This window comes from Microbacterium sp. BLY (assembly GCF_017939615.1).
In the GTDB taxonomy this organism is placed as follows: Bacteria; Actinomycetota; Actinomycetes; order Actinomycetales; family Microbacteriaceae; genus Microbacterium.
Genome location: NZ_JAGKSR010000001.1, coordinates 1306272 through 1324849, shown reverse-complemented (window position 1 = coordinate 1324849; position 18578 = coordinate 1306272). Strand labels below are relative to the sequence as shown.

The window sequence follows — 18578 nt, the reverse complement described above, 5'->3', positions numbered from 1 at the left end:
TTCCTCTCGGATGGACGGATGCCCGTCACCAGTTCGTTCGTTCATAGTCGGTGCCGCCGATCGTGACCCACACCTGGTAGCCGCGACCGCCCGCGCCATGGAAGCAGCCGATCTCGATGGCGCCGTTCGCGGGGATGTTCCAGCTGCTGCCGCCGGCGAACCGCGGACCGGCGGTCGGGGCGTTGCTGTTGCACCACACCTGGTACTTCCCCGCGGGGAAGTTGGCGGTGTTGATGACGAACTTCGCGCAGGTACCGTCGGTGCACTGCCCCGGCCAGTAGCCCGAGGTGCCCCGGCTGACCCAGGCGCGCGGCGCGGGCGGCGGGCCGGAGCTCGCCGACGCCGAGGCCTCCGGCGTCCACTGCCCTGCCGCGTCCTGCGCGCGCACCCGGATGCTGTGGCCCTCGTTGTAGCCGTTGCCGACCGTGCGGGAGCCGGAGATGCCGACGCCCTCCCAGCCGCCGCCGTCGATCGAGATCTGGACGAGGGTGATGTCGCGGCCGTTGGCGGTGCCGTTGGCGTTCCAGTTCAGCGTGACCTGGGTCGCTCCGCCGCCGGCCGAGGCCTGCGGGGTGCCCGGCGGGCCGTACGGATTGCCGTTCGCCGCGTTCGAGACCGCGCCCGCGTACGTGACGCCGTCGACCGTGGCCACGGCCCGCAGCTCCACCCGGTAGTTCTGGCCGTTCGAGAGGCCGCCGATCCGGGTGCCGCTGAGGCCCGTCCAGCCGCCGCCGTTGAGGCGGTACTGGTAGCTGATCTCGTCCGTGCGGGCACCGTTGCGGGACGCCGGCTGGTACGAGATCTCGAGCGCACGGTCGAGTTCCTGCGTCACACGCAGGCTCGTGGGGGCGCCGGGGGGCGTGACCCCGCGGCGCGGCGCCGACTGCTCGCTCCACGGCCCCCAGCCGGCCTTGTTGTAGGCGCGGATGCGGTACGTGTACGGGGACTCGGAGGTGGGCACGGTCACGGCCTGGCTCTGCGCCTGTGCACCGGGAGTCACGGTACGGAACACGGAGCCGCCCTCCAGGACCTGGAGCTGGTAGGCGCTGATCGCGTCGCCGTTGTTGTTCGGCGGCGTCCAGCTCACGAGCATCTGCGCCTGGCCGCCGACCGGCTCGAGCTCCTTGGTGGCGGGCGCACCCGCGGCCATCGGCGGCCCGGCCGGGATCTCCGACGCCGACCAGCCGCTCCAGCTCGACGGCTCGGGAGCGCGGTTGTGCGCCTGGACGCGCACCTGGTAGTCCGAGCCGTTCTCCAGCCCCTCCCACGTGACCGAGTTGCCCGTGACCTCCTTCTGGGAGATGCCGGACGGCGGCGCGGGCGAGATCTCGAGCGTGTACCGCTCGACCGGCGAGCCGGGGGTGCTCGGCGTCTTCCAGGAGACGTCGAGCGACTTGTCGCCGAACTTCAGGGTCGGCGGGTTCGGGGTGTCCGGACGGGCGTCGGGGCGCGCCACCTGCGAGACACCCGAGGGCTCCGACTCGCCCACACGGTTCGTCGCGGTCACCTGGAACGTGTACTCGACGTTGTTTGTGAGGCCGTCCAGGGTGCAGGTCGTCGAGGCGCACTCCTTGGAGTAGGCGCTTCCGCCGACCGACTTGACCGTGTACTTCTCGATCACGGCGCCGTTGTTCGACGGCGCCGAGTACGACACGACGACGGTGCGGTCCTGCACGCTCGTGACCACCGGGGTGCCCGGGGCCGACGGCACGTCCTGCACCGTCACGACGATCTGTCCGTTGACCTCGCGGTCGACGTCCTGCGTGGCGTCCTGGATGCGGTACCGCACGACGAGGGTTCCGACGAAGCCCTCCGCCGGGGTCACCTGCACCTCGTCGGCGGTGAACGACGCCTCCCCGCGGCCCGACTCGGTGACCGCGCCGACGATCTTCAGCGGGGTCTCCGGGAAGGGGTTGAAGTCGTTCGCGAGCGCGGGCACCCGGATGGTCTGCCCGGCGTCGGCCTCGGAGATCGTGTCGGTGTTGGCCGTCGGCATCGCGCGGGTGGACGCCGTCACCAGGGCCGTCACCGTACCCTCCACGGGTTCGGTCTCGCCGTCCGTCACGCGGATCTGCAGGGAGGCCGACGTGCCCTTCTTGGCGTTCGACGACGCCTCGACGAGCAGCTTGTCACCGTCGACCCGCGCCGAGATGCCGTTGCCGTCGCCGCCCACGAACGTGTACTCGTGCTTGCCCTTGTCCTCGGGATCGGGGTCGTCGGTCAGCGCGGCCAGGTCGAGGACGCTGGCGTCCTCCCCGGGGGCGACGTTGACCTGCCCGGCGATGAAGGTCGGCTGCTGGTTATCGGGCGGGAGCACGTTGATCGGGATGCTCAGGGTCGCCTTGCGCCCCTCGGGGTCGTCCGGGCCGTCGCCGTCCGTCACCTCGAACGTCAGCGCGTCGGGACCGAAGTACCCCTTGGCGGACGTGTAGACGAGCGTGCTCTCGTCGACCAGCAGGTCGGAGCCGTCCGCGTGGTTGGCGCTCACCTTCGCCTTCTCGGTGATGCGCACGTCACCGCCGCCGGCGACCGTGACGTACTCCGACAGCGGCAGCTTCTTGGTCTCACCGCTGACGACCTCGAGCGGCTTCGTGGAGGTGAGCGTCGGACGCAGGCCGTCACGGGACGGGACGAAGATGAACGCCGACGCCTGCAGCCCGTCCGGGTCGGTGAGCGTGTAGCGGATCAGCTGGAGCTCGTCGGTGACCGTGACGCGCACCTTGCCGTTCTCGAGCAGCGTGCCGCCGGCGCCGACCTCGACCTCCAGGCGGTCCTTCGTGCCGTCGGGGTCTTCGTCGTTCTTCAGGATCTCCAGGTCGGCCGAGAGCCCGCCGTCCTTGAGGTCGGAGGGCTGCAGCCGGTCGTCCCTGGCGACGGGCGCCTGCAGCGGCACGTCCTCATCGACCGTGATCTGCAGGGTGGCGGTGGCGGTGGCGCCGCGGGCGTCGCTCACCGTGTACTGCAGCGAGGTCTCCATCTCGGTGTCCGGGGCGGTCACGATCACCCGGTCACCGGAGACACGGGCCTCGAGGTTGTCCGGCACCTCCAGACCGTCCTCGACGAGCGCGATCTTGTCGCCCTCGGGGTCGGAGTCGTTCTCGAGCACGGGCACCGCGATCTCGCGCCCTGGACGGACGACGACGGCGTCCTTCACGGCGTACGGCGCCTGGTTGACCTGCTCGGCGGGGGCGATGCCGACGCGGATGGTGGCGACGCCCTCCTTGCCGAGACGGTCGCGCACGCGGTAGGTGAAGGAGTCGACGCCGGCGGCGTCGGTGCCCGCCTCGTAGGTGAAGTAGTTGGGTCCGACCGCCGTGACGCGCCCCTTGGTCGGGCTGGAGTCGATGCCGAGGAGCTCGACCGAGTCGCCGTCGGTGTCGATCCCGTCCAGCGGCACCGCGATGTCCACGTCGCTGCCGGCGAGCGCCCGGGCGGTGAGGTCCTTCGGACGCGGCGCCGCGTTGGTCTCCTCATCGACCGGGAGGATCTGGATCGTGACGTACCCGGCCGCCTTCTGCTGCCGCGAGTCGGACACCTCGTAGGTGAGGTAGACCGTCTTCGCCTCGGGGCCGGCCTTGAAGCGCACCGTGTCCTGCGACACGAAGGCCTCGCCGTCCTCGGGGTCGACGGTCTCCACCAGCTCCGGCTCGACGTGCATCACGTCGTCGCTGGGGTGGGTGTCGTTGTCCAGCACGGGGATCGTCACGACGTCGCCCGCTCGGACGGTGGCCGTGTCGGGGTTCGCGATGGGGGGAAGGATCTCGTCCGGCGCCGGGATCGGGATGACCACGACCTCGCCGTCGGCCGACTTCGAGCCGTTCGAGATGCGGTATCCGATGCGGACGGGCTCGTCCAGCGCGCCCTGATCGGTGATTCGGAGCGTCTCATGGTTCAGCACCGAGACCGAGATGCCGGTGCTCGGGTCCATCGACACCGACTGCACGACGAGGATGCCACCCGCCGGGTCGGTGTCGTTGTTCAGCACGCCGAGGAGCACGTCCCCACCCGTCGGCAGGAGCGCCACGTCGCGCACCGCCACCGGCGGCAGGTCGGTCTCCGACTCCGGCATGACGTCGACCCGCACCAGGCCCTCACCGTTCTTCGGCCCGGTGGACACCTGGTACTGCACGTAGTACACCCCGGGGTTCGGGGCCATGAACGTGAACGTCTTGTTCGGGGTGTTCGGCTCGATGGTCGCGCCGGCGGTCTCCAGCACGCGGGTCAGCCGCAGCGGCTCCCGGCTCAGGCTGGTGTCGTTCGTGAGGGGGGCGACGGTGACCTGCTCGCCCGCGCGGGTGACGACGTGGTCGGCGTTTGTCTTGGGGTTGGTCGACCCCTGCGGCCGGACGTCGAGCGCGATCGACGCCGTGCCCACCTCGCCGGAGGCGTCGGCGACCGTGACCATGATGTCCTTGCGGCCCTGCAGGCTCGCCGTCGCCTTGTAGGTCATCTGCCCGTCACGGCTGAAGTCGACCTCGTCGCCGGGGGCGGCGACCACCTCCTTGAGGTAGATGTCGTCGCCGTCCGGGTCGATCCAGTCCGGGAGGATGTTGTACGAGATGGTGCCGCCGGTCTCGACCGTCAGCGAGGTCTTGCGCTTGGGCTCGGGGGCCTTGTTCTCGCTCCAGTCGCGGACCGTCAGCGTGACCACCGCGGTGTCCTTGCCCTTGCGGCCGTCGTCGACCTCGTAGGTGAAGCTCGCGGTGCCCGAGGCGTTCTCGTCCACCGCGATCTGCAGCGCTCCGCCGTTGTTGATGGCCTGCACGGTGCCGATCGACGGCTGGGCCTCGGCGAGCGCCGCCACGAGCACGTCGCCGTCCGGGTCGTTGTCGTTGTCGAGCACGGGCAGCATGGTCGTCGCCCCGGGGCGCACCCCGTAGGAGTCGTCCTCGGCGATCGGCGGGGTGTTCTCCTCGCTGCGCTCGGGAAGCGTGGTCTCGACGGTCTCCTCGGTCGAGTCCTCCTGGTTCTCCGTCTCGCCCTCCGGCGGGGTGAGGTCGTTCCAGTTGTCGACCCGCTGCAGGCTCTCGTTCGCGAGCCAGGCGGCACCGCCGACCGCGTCGTTGAGGATGATGACGTCGCGGTTCACGCGGAAGGTGAGGCTCGCGGAGTCCTCGGCGCCATCGATCGGCGCGTTCACATCGTCGCCGTCGCCGGGGCACTCGCGGATGAAGGTCGCCGATCCCGCCCAGGCGCCGTACGTGCAGCCGCGCAGCCAGACGGGGGCCGCGGCCGTGCCCTCGGCACCGGCGGAGGTCTCCTCCGGCTCGCCGCCGTCGAACGGCACGCGGACGAGGGCGGTCGGGGTCGCCAGCGCGACCGCGTCGGTGTCGGCCGAGGCGTGCTGCAGCACCGCGTCGGACGCGTTGGCGACCTCGGTGCGGAAGCCGCCGGGAGAGGTGACCACGCCCGCCGCCGGGTCGAGCACGACCGGGGTACGACCGACCGCGGTGATGGACGGGCGCGCGGTCACGTCGAGCTCGCCGACCGAGGCCGCGGACGGGTCCCCCGGCGTGCCTTCCGCGTCGACCGGGACGGTGACGACCTCGCCGCGCTCGCCGGACAGACCGAAGACGGTGCCGTCCTGGGCGACCGTGACGTCGGAGTCGTCGCCCAGCTCGACCACGGGTTCGGCGGCCTCGATCTCGAAGGAGGCGATGCCCTCCACCGGCACGACCCAGAGGTCGCCGGAATCCTGATCGAGGATCGCGGCGGTGTTGCCGCCGAGGGCGACCTTCGCGCTGGAGGGGATGAGGGTGGAGTCGCCGAGCGACACCCGGGCCGGATCGACCGCGGTGACGGTGGACGCGCTCTCGTCGACGACGAGCACGTTCGACGCGTCCTGGAGGATGTCGTAGTCCTCGCTCGTCGTGCGCAGGCCGCCGTCGAGGATCGTCGATTCGTGGTTGAAGTGCCCGACGAGCAGGCTCGACGTCTTGGTGATCCAGACGCCGCCGTCGTTCAGATCGACCTTCGTCGTCGGAAAGCCCTCATAGGTGAAGGCCATCGTGGTGAGCGCGACGACGCCGACGGTCACTCCGGCGGCGGACGCCAGCGTCTTGGGTCGCGCCCGCATCCAGGACAGCGCCTTCATTCCCGGTTCCCCCCCAGGGTCAACATCCCTCTGACTCCACCGCGGCACGATGGCCCACGGAACTCTGGTACATCCTAACCATGTACCGGAATATCACTCGATGGGGAGCTTTCCCCATCTCTCCCGGTCACGCGCGCCAGCACCCCGCGATGTGGTCGTCCACCATCCCCGCCGACTGCATGAGCGCATACATCGTCGTCGGCCCGACGAACCGGAAGCCCCGGCGCCGGAGCTCCGCGCTCAGCGCGGTGGACTCCGGGGTGACGGCCGGGACGTCGGCGAAGGCCGCCGGCCGCACCCCCGTCGGCGCCGGGGCGAACGACCACATGAGCGCGTCCAGCTCGCCGTCGGCCATGTCCTGCACGAGGCGGGCATTGCCGATCGTCGCGAGGATCTTGGCGCGGTTGCGGATGATCCCGGGGTCGGCCATCAGACGCTCGACGTCCTCGTCGTCGAACGCCGCGACCCGCTCGGGCTCGAACCCCGCGAACACCTCCCGGAACCGCGGACGCTTGCGCAGGATCGTGATCCAGGACAGCCCGGCCTGGAACCCCTCCAACGCCATCTTCTCGAACAGGGCGCGGTCGCCGTGCAGCGGCCGCCCCCACTCCTCGTCGTGGTACCGGCGGTATTCGGCGTCGTCGCCCACCCAGGCGCAACGGATGCGGGCGTCGGGGCCCGTGAGGAGCGAGGTCATGCTCATCACGGTAGCGACCCCCTCCCCCTTCGCAAGGACGCGGGATCACCAACGGCCCGCGAGGGGCCGGCACCGGCGCGTTTCCCATCCCGCATGCGGCGAGAGGGCGCGCGGGGGTCAGTCGGAGAGGGTGGCGGCGTCGATGACGAAGCGGTAGCGGACGTCGGACGCGAGGACGCGCTCGTACGCGTCGTTGATGGCCGAGGCCGGGATCACCTCGATCTGCGCGGTGATGCCGTGCTCCGCGCAGAAGTCGAGCATCTCCTGGGTCTCCCGGATGCCGCCGATGTTCGACCCGGCGATGGAACGCCGCCCGGCGATCAGCGACCCCGCGTTCAGGGCGAGGGCTTCCGCCGGCGCCCCGACGCACACGATCGTGCCGTCGACGTCGAGCAGCCCGAGGTAGGAGCGCAGGTCGATCACGGCGCTCACGGTGTTGAGGATCACGTCGAAGGAGCCGCGCAGCGCACGGAAGGTCTCCGGGTCGCTCGTGGCGAAGTAGCGGTCGGCGCCGAGCCGGAGACCGTCGTCCTGCTTGGCGAGCGTCTGGGACAGCACGGTCACCTCGGCGCCCAGGGCGTGCGCGATCTGCACACCCATGTGGCCGAGCCCGCCCAGCCCGACCACCGCGACGCGCGTGCCGGGGCCGACCTTCCAGTGCCGCAGCGGCGAGTACGTGGTGATGCCCGCGCACAGCAGCGGAGCCGCCGCGTCCAGCGGCAGGGCGTCCGGGATGCGCAGCACGAAGTCCTCGGTGACGACGACCTGCTGGGAGTAGCCGCCCTGCGTGATCGTGCCGTCGCGGTCGACCGCGCCGTACGTGCCGACGGCGCCCTGCGTGCAGAACTGCTCGTCGCCTCTGCGGCAGTACTCGCACTCGCGGCACGAGTTCACCAGGCAGCCGACGCCGACGCGATCGCCGAGGGCGTGCGCCGTGACCTCCGCGCCCACGGCGGCGACGGTTCCGGTGATCTCGTGTCCCGGAGCCAGCGGGTACTGCTGCGGGCCCCAGTCGCCGCGGACGGTGTGGATGTCGGAGTGGCAGATGCCGGCGAACGCGATGTCGATGAGCACGTCGTGCGGCCCCAGCTCCCGGCGCTCGATGACGGTTTTCCCCAGCGGGGCGGCTTCGGCGGGGGCGGCGTAGGCGGTGACGGTCGACATGGTGCTCCTCGGGTCGGTACCCGCCGAGACTATCCGCCTGCGTCGATGAATCCGCTGTCCGGGGGCCCGGGCCGTCTGGTCGGCCCGGGCCGACCGCTCAGCGCTTCTGCTGCTTCAGCGTCTTCTCCAGGATCGGGGCGCGACCGGTGGCGGCGAGGTCGGCGTAGTACGCACGCGCCTCGTCCTGCCGCTGCTTCTCCGCGCCGCTCGCGATGGGCGCCCGCACGTGCTCGGGCTCGTACCCGAACGCGTCCACGAGGTCGAGGGCGTACGGACGCAGCCGCGCGCACAGCCGATCGATGTAGCTCGACACCGCCGCCGCGCGCTGCGTGGACAGACGCCCGTGGATGAGGTGCCAGGCCAGGTGCTTCTCGATGAGCTGCAGACCGAAGAGGTCGCGCAGCCAGGTCATGACCCGCTTCGTCCCGGGGTCGTCCATCGCGTGCACAGCGTCGGTGAACGCCTCCCACTGCAGCAGTTCGCCGTGGGCCCTGGCCGCCTCGATGAGCTCGGCCTGGTTCTCGTTGAACAGGCGGGCGCCGAGCACCTTGTCCTTGCCGGCCGGACGGAGCCGCGACGCGATGTCGGCGACCATCTGCTGCACGCGCCCCGCGAGGAGGTCGTGCTGCTGCTCCTCCCGGAGCCCCCGCTCCACGGAGCGGGCGACCTGACCGAAGTCCGTCACGGCCTGGCCGAGCTGACGGAGTCCGGCGCCGTGGAAGACCTTGCCGGCCGTCATGCCGACGGCGTAGCGGGCGAGGGCGGCGGCATCCTTGCCCTGGAACTGCTTCGCGTAGTCGGTCAGCAGCCGCTTGCCGACGAGCTGCAGCAGCACGTTGTTGTCGCCCTCGAACGTGACATAGATGTCGAGGTCCTGGCGGAGCCCCACCAGACGGTTCTCGAACATGAAGCCCGCGCCGCCGCACGCCTCGCGCGCCTCCTGCAGGGTGTCCAGCGCGTGCCAGGTCGACAGCGGCTTCAGCGCCGCCGCGAGCGTCTCCAGGTCCTCCCGGTCATCCGGAGTGTCGGTCCGTCCGGAGAACACGCCGTCGAACTTCTGCAGGAACTCGTCGTGCGCGAAGATCTGTGCGTACGTCGTGGCCAGGCGCGGGAGCAGGCGGCGCTGGTGCTTGCCGTAGTCCATGAGCACGACCTCCTGCCCGTCCGCCCCGTCGAACTGCCGGCGCTGCGTGGCGTAGGTGATCGCGATGTGCAGGCCGAGCGCGGAGGCCCACGAGGCCGCGCCGTCGAGCGAGACCCGCCCCTGCACCAGGGTGCCGAGCATCGTGAAGAACCGGCGTCCCGGGCTGTCGATCGGGCTGGTGTAGGTGCCGTCGGCGGCCACGTCGCCGTACCGGTTGAGCAGGTTCGTGCGGGGGATGCGGACGTGGTCGAACGAGAGCCGTCCGTTGTCGATGCCGTTGAGTCCGCCCTTGAGGCCGTCGTCCTCGCGGCCGATGCCGGGAAGGTCGACGCCGTCCTCGCCGCGCAGGGGCACGTAGAAGCAGTGCACGCCGTGGTTGACGCCGTTGGTGATGAGCTGGGCGAACACCGTCGCCGCGATGCCGTGCAGCGCCGCGTTGCCGAGGTACTCCTTCGTCGCCCCGCGGAACGGGGTGTGGATGACGAACTCCTCCGTCTCCGGGTCATAGGTGGCGGTGGTGCCGACCGCGGCGACGTCGGAACCGTGGCCGATCTCGGTCATCGCGAACGCGCCGGGGATCGAGAGGTCCATCACGCCGGGCAGCCACTTGTCGTGGTGCTCCTGGGTGCCGAGCTGCAGGATCGCGGAGCCGAAGAGGCCCCACTGCACGCCGGATTTGATCTGCAGGCTCGGGTCGGCGGCCACGAGCTCCTCGAACCCGGCGATGTTGCCGCCGTTGTTCTCCTCGCCGCCGAAGCGCTGCGGGAACGCCCGGTGCACGGCCTTGTTGTCAACGAGGAGGTGGAGCTGGCTGAGCACCCGCTCGCGGTGCTCGTCCTTGCCGAGCTCGTCCTTCCGCCAGAACGCGGAGTCCTTGATCATCTCGCGGGCCTGGCGGCGCACGTCGCCCCAGGTGCCCATCAGGGCGTCGTTCAGGCGGGCGACATCGATCTGCGGAGCGCTGGCGCTCTCGCGCGGGCCGGGTGTCGTCGAAGGGCGGACGGCGGCGTCGACCATGACTGTTCCTCTCGGAGAGACGAAGGTGGATGCCTCTCATGGTAGGTGTGCGACAAAACGGCACGAAGTGCCCTGTCCGCATCCTCCAACGCCTGGCCGCCCCGTCCGCGCCCCGCCTTGTCGGCTCGCGACAGGTTCCGCCTCGGCGGGCCCGTCGACCCACCCTCTTCCGTGCGTCCCGGCCCCTTGCGGGAGCCCGCAGAGGGGTGGCTCGGACGGAAGGGGGTGGGTCGGCGCGAGAGGAGTCAGGAGGCGGCGATGACGGCGAGGACGCCCTCGCCGTAGGCCTCGCGCTTCTTGGCGCCGATGCCGGTGATGCCGTCGAGGTCGGCGAGCGAGGCCGGGCGATGCTCGGCGAGGGCGCGCAGCGTGGCGTCGCCGAAGACGATGTACGCCGGGACGCCCTGCTCCCTGGCGGTCTCTGCGCGCCAGGCCCGCAAAGCCTCGAACAGCTCCCGGTCTCCGGCGTCGAGCGCGTCGGCGGCACTCGCCTTCCGCGCACGGGACGGCGACGACGCGCGACCGATCGTGTCTTTCCGGAGCGGCACCGCGGTCTCGCCGCGCAGCACCCCGGCGGCCGCCTCGCCCGGTGCGAGCGTGCCGTAGTCGCCCTGCGCGATGAGGATGCCCCGGGCCAGCAGCTGGCGCACCACGCTCCGCCAGTCCTGGTCGGAGAGGTCGGCGCCGATGCCGTAGGTCGCCAGGGTGTCGTGCCGCTGCTGGCGGATGCGCTCGGTCGAGGCGCCCCGGAGGATGTCGATGAGGTGGCCCGCCCCGAACGCCTGATTGCGCTCGCGTTTGAGCCGCACGATCGTGGACAGCAGCTTCTGCGCGGGGACGAGCCCGTCGAAGGTGGCCGTGTCGTCGAGGCAGGTGTCGCAGTTGCCGCAGGGCTGCGAGTCCTGACCGAAGTACCCGAGGAGGTTCTGCCGGCGGCACTCCACCGTCTCGCACAGCGCGAGCATCGCGTCGAGGTGCTGCCCCATGCGCATCTTGAACGTGCGATCGCCGGGACTCTGATCGATGAGCCGGCGCTGCTGCACCACGTCGCCGAGCCCGTACGCCATCCACGCCACGGACGGCTCCCCGTCGCGGCCCGCGCGACCGGTCTCCTGGTAGTAGCCCTCGACAGACTTCGGCAGATCGATGTGGGCGACGAAACGCACGTCGGGCTTGTCGATGCCCATGCCGAACGCGATGGTCGCCACCATCACCACGCCGTCTTCACGGAGGAAGCGCGACTGGTTCGCCGCCCGCACCTCGGCGGGCAGCCCCGCGTGGTACGGCAGCGCGTCGAGACCCTGCGCGGCCAGGTACGTCGCCGTCTGCTCGACGGACTTGCGGCTGAGCGCATAGACGATGCCCGCCGCCCCCTCCGGCTGCGACCGGATGAACTGCACGAGCTGCTTACGGGGATCGATCTTCGGGACGATCCGGTACTGGATATTCGGACGGTCGAAGCTCGCCACGAAGTGCTGCGCCGCGTCGAGGTGCAGACGCTCGGTGAGCTCCTTGTGGGTGGCCCGCGTCGCCGTCGCGGTCAGGGCCATGCGGGGAACGCCGGGGAACCGCTCGCCCAGGTCGCCGAGGGCGAGGTAGTCGGGCCGGAAGTCGTGGCCCCACTGCGACACGCAGTGCGCCTCGTCGATCGCGATGACACTGAGCGTGCCGCGCTGCAGGAGGGAGGTCGTCTGCGCGCTCGACAGCCGCTCCGGAGCGACGTAGATGAGGTCGAGCTCCCCGGCGACGTAGGCGCGCTCGACCTCGCGGCGCTCCTCGATCGACTGGGTCGAGTTGAGGTAGGCGGCCTTCACGCCGTTGGCGCGCAGCGCGTCGACCTGGTCGTGCATGAGCGCGATGAGCGGGCTGATGACCAGTCCGGTGCCTTCGCGCACGAGCGCGGGCACCTGATAGGTGATGCTCTTCCCGCCGCCGGTGGGCATCAAGACGACGGCGTCGCCGCCGCCGATGACCTGCTCGACGATGGCGGCCTGGTCGCCGCGGAAGTCGTCGTAGCCGAAGACGGTGTGCAGCGCCTCGCGGGCCGTCGCGTACCGGCTCGGTGTGGCTCGACGGACGGTCGGCGCCGGGGCCACGGCGGTGGCGGGCCCGGGGCCCCAGTCCAGCGGCGGCTCGAATCCCGCGCCCTGCGGCTCCCAGTCCATCGGCTCCGGCGGCTCGGCCGGCTCCCACCCGTCATCCCAGGGCTGGTCGGCTGCCGCGTCCGGCTCGCGGACCCATCCGTCGTACGGGTCTCGGGGAGTCTGCGGCATCCCTCCAGCGTAATCACCCCGGCCGACACCGGCACCTCGACCTCCACAGCCCCGCACCCCCGATCCCGGGCGTAGGTTGGTTCCAGACGCCGGAAGGAGCATCCGATGACCGACATCACCGTGAGCCGCAACGACGAGGCCTCCCGCTACGAGATCCGCTCCGATGAGGTGCTGGCCGGGTTCGCCGAGTACGACACCCGCCCCGGCGCGATCCGTTTCCTGCACACCGAGATCGACCCGGCCTTCCAGGGCCAGGGACTCGCCGGGAAGCTGGCCGCGGCAGCGCTGGCCGATGCCGCCGGGACGGGCGACGCGATCGTGCCGCTCTGCCCGTACATCGCGAAGTACCTCGAGACGCACGAGATCCCCGGCGCCGAGATCCGCTGGCCGCAGCGCCCGGGCTCGACCGCGGACGCTCCGGTGCAGGAGGAGTCGTCCGGCGCGGATGAGGACCCCACGGGCAGGGCGGAATGATCGGACAGCGCCGGATCGTCCTCGAGCCCCGGGCGGTTCCGCTCGGCGGTGTGCGCGGCATGGAAGTGCTGCGAGTGCTGCCGCATCGCAACCTCCCCACCATCGGCGCCTGGTGCTTCCTCGACCGCTTCGGCCCGGCCGAGACCCGGATGCGCGTCGAGCCGCACCCGCATATCGGTCTGCAGACCGTGACCTGGCCTCTCGTCGGAGAGATCCGGCACCGTGATTCGCTGGGCAGTGACGCCGACCTCCGGCGCGGACAGCTCAACCTCATGACCGCCGGCAACGGCATCTCGCACTCGGAGTACTCCGTCGGCGACGGCTCCGTTCCGCTCGACGCGCTGCAGTTCTGGGTCGTGCTCCCGGAGTCCGCACGCCACGGCGACGGCGGCTTCGAGCGGCACACCGACCTGCCGACGACGACCCTCCCGGCCGTGACCGGGCCGGACGCCACGGCCACCGTCGTGCTCGGCGAGTTCGCGGGAGTGCACTCGCCCGCCACCGTGCACACGCCGATCGTCGGGGCGGAGATCGTCGTGCCCGCCGGAGCCACCGTGCGCCTGCCGCTGCGACCGGAGTGGGAGCACGCGATCCTCCTCGTCGAGGGCGACGCCGCGGTGCCCGAGCACGCGATGGCCCGCAACGACATGCTCTACCTCGGCGATTCCCGCGACGGCGTCGAGGTCACCAGCAGCGAAGGCGGGCTGCTGTTCCTCCTCGGGGGTGAGCCGTTCGAGGACGAGATCGTCATGTGGTGGAACTTCGCCGGGCGCTCCCACGATGAGATCGCCACCGCCCGCGAGGACTGGGAGGCCGCATCCCCCCGGTTCGGCGTCGTCGAGGGGCACGACCAGCGCATCCCCGCGCCGCCGCTCCCACCCGTGCGCCTGATGCCCCGCAGTCGCACCCTCTGACCCCACTCCCAGACAGGCACTCCCGCTGATTCAGGCACTCCCGCTGATTCAGGCACTCCCGCTGATTCAGGCACTCCCGCCCACACAGGCACTTCCGCCAGTTCCGGCACTCCTGGTCGTCCCCGCCTGCTCCCGCGCCACTGCCTGCCCTCGCGCGCGACCTCGCTGACGCGCCCGAACAGGCAGCCACGCCAGCACAGGCACTTCCGCCAGCACAGGCACTCCTGGTCTTCCTCGCCTGTTCTCGCGAGACTGCCTGCATCCGCGAGCGGGTTGCCGTGCCCCGCCGACACAGGCACTCTCGCCAGCCCAGGCCATCCCGCCACCACAGGCTCTTCCGCCCAGCTCACGCAATCCCGCCAGTTCAGGCAATCCCACTAGTTCAGGCACTCCGGCCAGTTCAGGCCGTCCCGCCAGTTCAGGCACCCCGGCCAGTTCAGGCAATCCCGCCAGTTCAAGCCCTCCCGGTCCTGCCTGCCTGCTTCCGCGCGACTGCCTGGCATCGCGCGGGAGCGCCTCTGAACCGGCCACCCGGACACGCCCGCGCTCTCAGGCACTCGCGCTGCGACAGGCTTTTTTGGCTGCCACACGCCTGTCTTGGCGCGATCGCCTGCTCCGGGACGCAGGGGCCGGGACAGGGACAGGAGAGGGACAGGAGAGGGGAAAGAAGAAGGAGGGTCAGGCGCGGTCGGGGGTGTGCACGCGGGCGAGGAAGCGGTCCGTGCGGGGCGAGGGTCCGCGAGGGTCGAGCAGCGACACGGCGACCGTGACCGCCGTCGCGAGCGGGATCGTCCAGGCGGCGGGCTGCGCGAGGTACGGAGCGGCGACGCCGACCCCGTCCACGGCGGCGTGCACGAGCAGGGCGAGCCCGGTCGCGACGCCGCCGCTCACCATGCCCGCGACCGCCCCGCGCGCGGTGAGGCCTCGCCACCACACGCCCAGCAGCACCACGGGGGAGAGCGTCGACGCCGCCACGACGAACACCACTCCCACGCTCGACACGAGTCCCGCCGGAACCGTGAGGAGCGCGACCCCCAGCGGCACGAGTGCGCACAGCACCGCGGACAGCCGGAAGGAGCGCACGGAGCCGGAGAAGACGTCCTGGCTGATGACCCCCGCGAGCGAGACCACGAGTCCGGCCGAGGTCGCCAGGAACGCGGCGAAGGCCCCGGCGACGATGAGGGCCGTCAGCAGCTCGCCGGCCGGTCCGGGGAACACCCGCGACGGGAGCTGCAGCACCACGGTGTCGGCGATCCCCGGCTGCGCGAGGTCGGGGGCGGCGATCCGCGCCAGCAGCCCCATCGCGCTCGACACGGCGTAGAACGCGCTCACCATGGCGATGACGATCACGGTGGTCCGCCGCGCGGACGCTCCGGTCGGGCTCGTGTAGAACCGCACCAGGACGTGCGGCAGCCCCATCGTGCCGAGGAGCAGCGCGAGCAGCAGCGACGCGGTCTCGTAGGCGTCGAACCCGGACGGTCCGGCCTCGGCGGGGAAGACGAGGGCGGGATCGAAGTCGTGCGGGCCGCCGCTCAGCGCGAAGGCGATGCACACCACCGGCACGAGCAGCGCGGTCAGCTTGAGCCAGTACTGGAATGCCTGCACGAAGGTGATCGCCCGCATGCCGCCCGCGGCGACCGCCGCCGCCACGAGCACCGCGATGGTCACCGCCCCCACCCACTCCGGCAGTCCGGCCACCACCACGAGCGTGATGCCCGCGCCGTGCAGCTGCGGCACGATGTAGAGCCAGCCGATGATGAGCACCGCGAGGCTCGTGACCCGGCGCGCGGCCGTCGAGTCGAGGCGGGCTTCGACGAAGTCCGGGATCGTGTACGCCCCGCTGCGGCGCAGGGGGGCGGCGACGAACACGAGGACGAGCAGGTAGCCGGCGGCGTAGCCGATGGGGAACCAGAAGCCGCGGGCACCGTCCAGCAGCACCAGCCCGGAGAGTCCGAGGAAGGTGCCCGCCGACAGGTATTCGCCGCTGATCGCCGACGCGTTCCAGACCGGGCGGACGGTCCGCGACGCGACGAAGAAGTCGCTCGTCGTCCGCGACACCCGCAGCCCGTACACGCCGATGAGAAGCGTGGCGATGACGACCAGGGCGACGCCGACGAGGTCGAGCACGGCGTTCATTCGCGGTCCCGGAGCGCGCGGTACCGGCGCTCGTTGCGGACGGCGGTGCGCACGTAGAGCACGGCGAAGACGAGGATGACGGGGTAGAACGCGAACGCCTGCAGCAGCCACGACAGCGGGAGCCCGCCGATGACCACGGCGTCGATCTCGGGGATCAGCGCGATCGCGAGTGCCAGGGCGACGACGACCACGACGAACCCGGCGACGGTGCCGAGCGCGAGGCGGAGCTGACTGCGCATCAGCGCCCGGGCGTAGACGGCGTCGGCCTCCGCGACCGGGGCGCCGGGCAGCGCGATCCCCCGCGTCGCTGCCGCCGGGCGACGCGGCGGCGCGTCGGCGGTGACCCGCACCCGCTTCGGCGCCTCGGTCATCCGGCCTCCCCGCGCACGAGGGCCTCCCGCACGGCAGCGACGAGCCGTCTGCTCACGGGCAGCACCGCCGTGCCGACGACGATCGTGGGCTCCCCTCCCGACAGCCGCGCCTCGGTGACCGCGTCCACCCGGACGAGGGTGGACCGGTGGATGCGCAGGAACCCGGCGGGCGCCCACCGCGTCTCGAGTTCCGAGATCGGGATGCGCACGAGGTGCCCCGGTCCGTCGTCGTCGGTGTGCAATCGCGCGTAGTCGCCCTGCGCGCGCACCCAGCGCACGTCGCTGCGCCGGACGAACCGCACGGACGCGCCCACGGTCACCGGCAGCACCTCGTCGTCGCCGCGGGGCGCGGCCTCCTGCTCGATCACCCGGTCCACGGCGCTGCGCAGGCGCTCCCGACGGACCGGTTTCAGGAGGTAGTCCGCCGCGCGCAGCTCGAACGCCTCGACCGCGCGCGCCTCGTCGGCGGTGACGAACACGACCGCCGGCGGCTCTGCGAGCCCGAGGAGCGCGCGGGCGAGGTCGGTGCCGAGGAGTCCCGGCATGTGGATGTCGAGGAACGCGATGCGCACCGCCCGCTCCGACAGCATCCGGAGCGCATCGGCGCCGTTGCCGGCGGTGCGGATCTCGCCGATGCGCGGATCGGCGCGCAGCAGATGGACGAGCTCATCGAGGGCCGGCTGCTCGTCGTCGGCGACGAGGACGTCGATCATGCCGCTCCTCAGTCGTCGTCCGGGTCATGAAGGGGCTGCGATTTCGGGACTCGCATGCGCACCAGGGTACCCGCGCCCGCATTGGTCTCGACGACCAGACCGCCCCCGCTGCCATAGACCTGGCGGAGCCGGGTGTCGACGTTCCGCAGGCCCACGTGCCCGCCCTCGTCGCGCGCTGTCAGCAGCGCGCGCAGGCCCTCCGGGTCCATGCCGACACCGTCGTCCTCCACGAGGATCTCGGTGTGCGTGCCGTCGTCGCGGGAGGTGATGCGGATCTCTCCGCCGCCCTCCCCCGGCTCCAGGCCGTGCCGTACCGCGTTCTCGACGAGCGGCTGCACCGAGAGGAAGGGGATGACCGTCGCGAGCGTCTCCGGCGCGATCTGCAGCGTCACCCGCAGGCGGTCGCCGAACCGCGCCCGCTCCAGCTCCAGGTACGAGTGGATGCTGCCCAGCTCCTCCGCCAGCGTGGTGAACTCCCCCTGCCGGCGGAACGAGTAGCGGGTGAAGTCGGCGAACTCGAGCACGAGGTCGCGCGCCCGGTCGGGATCGGTCGTGATGAACGAGGCGATCGCGGTCAGCGCGTTGTAGATGAAGTGCGGGGAGATCTGCGCGCGCAGGGCCCGCAGCTCCGCCTCCGCCAGCTGCGTGCGCGAGGCCTCGAGCCCACCGAGGGCGACCTGCGCCGCACACCAGTCGGCCACCTCCTCCGCCGCCCGCACGAGGGCGGCCCGCACGGGGGACGCGAACGCGACGACCACCCCGACCGTCTCCCCGTCGACGAGGATGGGCGCGCCGACCGCCTCCAGGTCGTCCGTCCGGGAGGGCGACGGGAACACCTGACGCCGCCCCGACGCGCGCACCTGGGCGGCGATGCGCACGGCGGCGGATTCGAGCCCGTCCGCCGCGCCGTCGAGGGTGACCGTGTCGTCCGGACCGACGATCGCGACCGCCGCGCTGCCCAGCAGCACCCGCAGGTGCCGCGCGGCCTTCACCGCATCCGGACCGGTCAGCCCGCCGCGCAGGTGCGGCGCGGCGAGGCTCGCCTGGTGCAGCGCCCGCAGCGCCCCCTGCTCCGCCTCACTGCCGAGATCGGCCGACCCGCGCGCGAACCGCCGCGCGAGCAGCAGCAGCGCCGTGAGGGCGATGCCGCCGAGCACGCCGAGGACCGCGGCGAGGACGACGTCGTTCATGCGCTCAGCCTAGGGACGCGCCGACAGGCTCAGCGACCCACGCTTCGACAGGCTCAGCGACCCACGCTTCGACAGGCTCAGCGACCCACCTCGGTGCTTCGACAGGCTCAGCGACCCGCCTTGGGGCCCTGAGCCTGTCGAAGGGTCAGCAGCAGCGGGCACCGGGATTGCGGTCCTGGTCGTCCATCCGCTGACGCCAGAACTGCCGCTCCGTCAGCGGCTCCTCGTCCGGATGATGCCGCCGGTGATGGGCGACGTACGTGGCGTACGCGGTGTCGCCCATCAGCGTCGTCATGTACCAGCGGATGCCGCGGCCGACCCGGCCGAGGGCGCTCCACAGCGCCCGCAGCGGGGAGGTCGCGGCATCCGTCCGATCCATCGCGTGGGTCAT

General features: G+C 71.6%; 12 protein-coding genes. 2 read left to right on the top strand and 10 right to left on the bottom strand.

The genetic code is table 11. The features are described from left to right. Positions 1–25: 25 nt before the first annotated feature. The 5 genes from KAF39_RS06615 to recQ form a co-directional block, all read right to left on the bottom strand. Positions 26–6094 (bottom strand): Ig-like domain-containing protein, encoded by a 6069-nt coding sequence (locus tag KAF39_RS06615; RefSeq protein ID WP_210676522.1) that lies wholly within the window; start codon positions 6092–6094, stop codon positions 26–28. Positions 6095–6221: 127 nt separating this feature from the next. Beyond that, complete coding sequence (locus KAF39_RS06610; RefSeq protein ID WP_210676521.1) at positions 6222–6791, bottom strand: DNA-3-methyladenine glycosylase I; 570 nt, start codon at positions 6789–6791, stop codon at positions 6222–6224. A gap of 117 nt (positions 6792–6908) precedes the next feature. Further along, positions 6909–7955 (bottom strand): NAD(P)-dependent alcohol dehydrogenase, encoded by a 1047-nt coding sequence (locus KAF39_RS06605; protein WP_210676520.1) that lies wholly within the window; start codon positions 7953–7955, stop codon positions 6909–6911. 97 nt (positions 7956–8052) lie between these two features. After that, positions 8053–10116, bottom strand: coding sequence for an acyl-CoA dehydrogenase (locus tag KAF39_RS06600; protein WP_210676519.1), 2064 nt, complete (start codon positions 10114–10116; stop codon positions 8053–8055). Positions 10117–10361: 245 nt separating this feature from the next. Next, positions 10362–12389, bottom strand: a complete 2028-nt coding sequence (gene recQ / locus KAF39_RS06595; protein ID WP_246878247.1) for a DNA helicase RecQ — start codon at positions 12387–12389, stop codon at positions 10362–10364. Between the two features lie 105 nt (positions 12390–12494). Here recQ and KAF39_RS06590 point away from each other — a divergent pair, with 105 nt between their 5' ends. After that, a complete protein-coding gene (locus KAF39_RS06590) occupies positions 12495–12863 on the top strand; it encodes a GNAT family N-acetyltransferase (RefSeq protein ID WP_210676518.1) in 369 nt (122 codons plus the stop codon). Beyond that, positions 12860–13777: a pirin family protein gene (locus KAF39_RS06585; RefSeq protein WP_210676517.1), complete on the top strand. Its 918-nt coding sequence runs from the start codon at positions 12860–12862 to the stop codon at positions 13775–13777. The genes KAF39_RS06590 and KAF39_RS06585 overlap by 4 nt, the downstream gene beginning before the upstream one ends. 678 nt (positions 13778–14455) lie before the next feature. On the opposite strand, the gene KAF39_RS06580 is transcribed toward KAF39_RS06585, so the two are convergent. The 5 genes from KAF39_RS06580 to KAF39_RS06560 form a co-directional block, all read right to left on the bottom strand. Beyond that, a complete protein-coding gene (locus tag KAF39_RS06580; RefSeq protein WP_210676516.1) occupies positions 14456–15913 on the bottom strand; it encodes a cation acetate symporter in 1458 nt (485 codons plus the stop codon). Then, positions 15910–16284 carry a heavy metal transporter gene (locus KAF39_RS06575; RefSeq protein ID WP_210676515.1) on the bottom strand — a complete coding sequence of 125 codons (375 nt, stop codon included), beginning with the start codon at positions 16282–16284 and terminating at the stop codon, positions 15910–15912. The genes KAF39_RS06580 and KAF39_RS06575 overlap by 4 nt, the downstream gene beginning before the upstream one ends. Beyond that, on the bottom strand, positions 16281–16997 hold the full coding sequence (locus tag KAF39_RS06570) for a LytTR family DNA-binding domain-containing protein (protein ID WP_210676514.1): 717 nt from the start codon (positions 16995–16997) through the stop codon (positions 16281–16283). The genes KAF39_RS06575 and KAF39_RS06570 overlap by 4 nt, the downstream gene beginning before the upstream one ends. Before the next feature lie 8 nt (positions 16998–17005). After that, positions 17006–18187 (bottom strand): sensor histidine kinase, encoded by a 1182-nt coding sequence (locus tag KAF39_RS06565; RefSeq protein WP_210676513.1) that lies wholly within the window; start codon positions 18185–18187, stop codon positions 17006–17008. A 145-nt stretch (positions 18188–18332) separates the two neighbouring features. Then, complete coding sequence (locus KAF39_RS06560) at positions 18333–18578, bottom strand: YbdD/YjiX family protein (protein WP_083391627.1); 246 nt, start codon at positions 18576–18578, stop codon at positions 18333–18335.

Excerpts from the sequence above, each read along its gene's own strand:
- KAF39_RS06615 (WP_210676522.1), bottom strand. The coding sequence starts at position 6,094 with ATGAAGGCGCTGTCCTGGATGCGGGCGCGACCCAAGACGCTGGCGTCC.
- KAF39_RS06610 (WP_210676521.1), bottom strand. The coding sequence starts at position 6,791 with ATGACCTCGCTCCTCACGGGCCCCGACGCCCGCATCCGTTGCGCCTGG.
- KAF39_RS06605 (WP_210676520.1), bottom strand. The coding sequence starts at position 7,955 with ATGTCGACCGTCACCGCCTACGCCGCCCCCGCCGAAGCCGCCCCGCTG.
- KAF39_RS06600 (WP_210676519.1), bottom strand. The coding sequence starts at position 10,116 with ATGGTCGACGCCGCCGTCCGCCCTTCGACGACACCCGGCCCGCGCGAG.
- recQ (WP_246878247.1), bottom strand. The coding sequence starts at position 12,389 with ATGCCGCAGACTCCCCGAGACCCGTACGACGGATGGGTCCGCGAGCCG.
- KAF39_RS06590 (WP_210676518.1), top strand. The coding sequence starts at position 12,495 with ATGACCGACATCACCGTGAGCCGCAACGACGAGGCCTCCCGCTACGAG.
- KAF39_RS06585 (WP_210676517.1), top strand. The coding sequence starts at position 12,860 with ATGATCGGACAGCGCCGGATCGTCCTCGAGCCCCGGGCGGTTCCGCTC.
- KAF39_RS06580 (WP_210676516.1), bottom strand. The coding sequence starts at position 15,913 with ATGAACGCCGTGCTCGACCTCGTCGGCGTCGCCCTGGTCGTCATCGCC.
- KAF39_RS06575 (WP_210676515.1), bottom strand. The coding sequence starts at position 16,284 with ATGACCGAGGCGCCGAAGCGGGTGCGGGTCACCGCCGACGCGCCGCCG.
- KAF39_RS06570 (WP_210676514.1), bottom strand. The coding sequence starts at position 16,997 with ATGATCGACGTCCTCGTCGCCGACGACGAGCAGCCGGCCCTCGATGAG.
- KAF39_RS06565 (WP_210676513.1), bottom strand. The coding sequence starts at position 18,187 with ATGAACGACGTCGTCCTCGCCGCGGTCCTCGGCGTGCTCGGCGGCATC.
- KAF39_RS06560 (WP_083391627.1), bottom strand. The coding sequence starts at position 18,578 with ATGACCCACGCGATGGATCGGACGGATGCCGCGACCTCCCCGCTGCGG.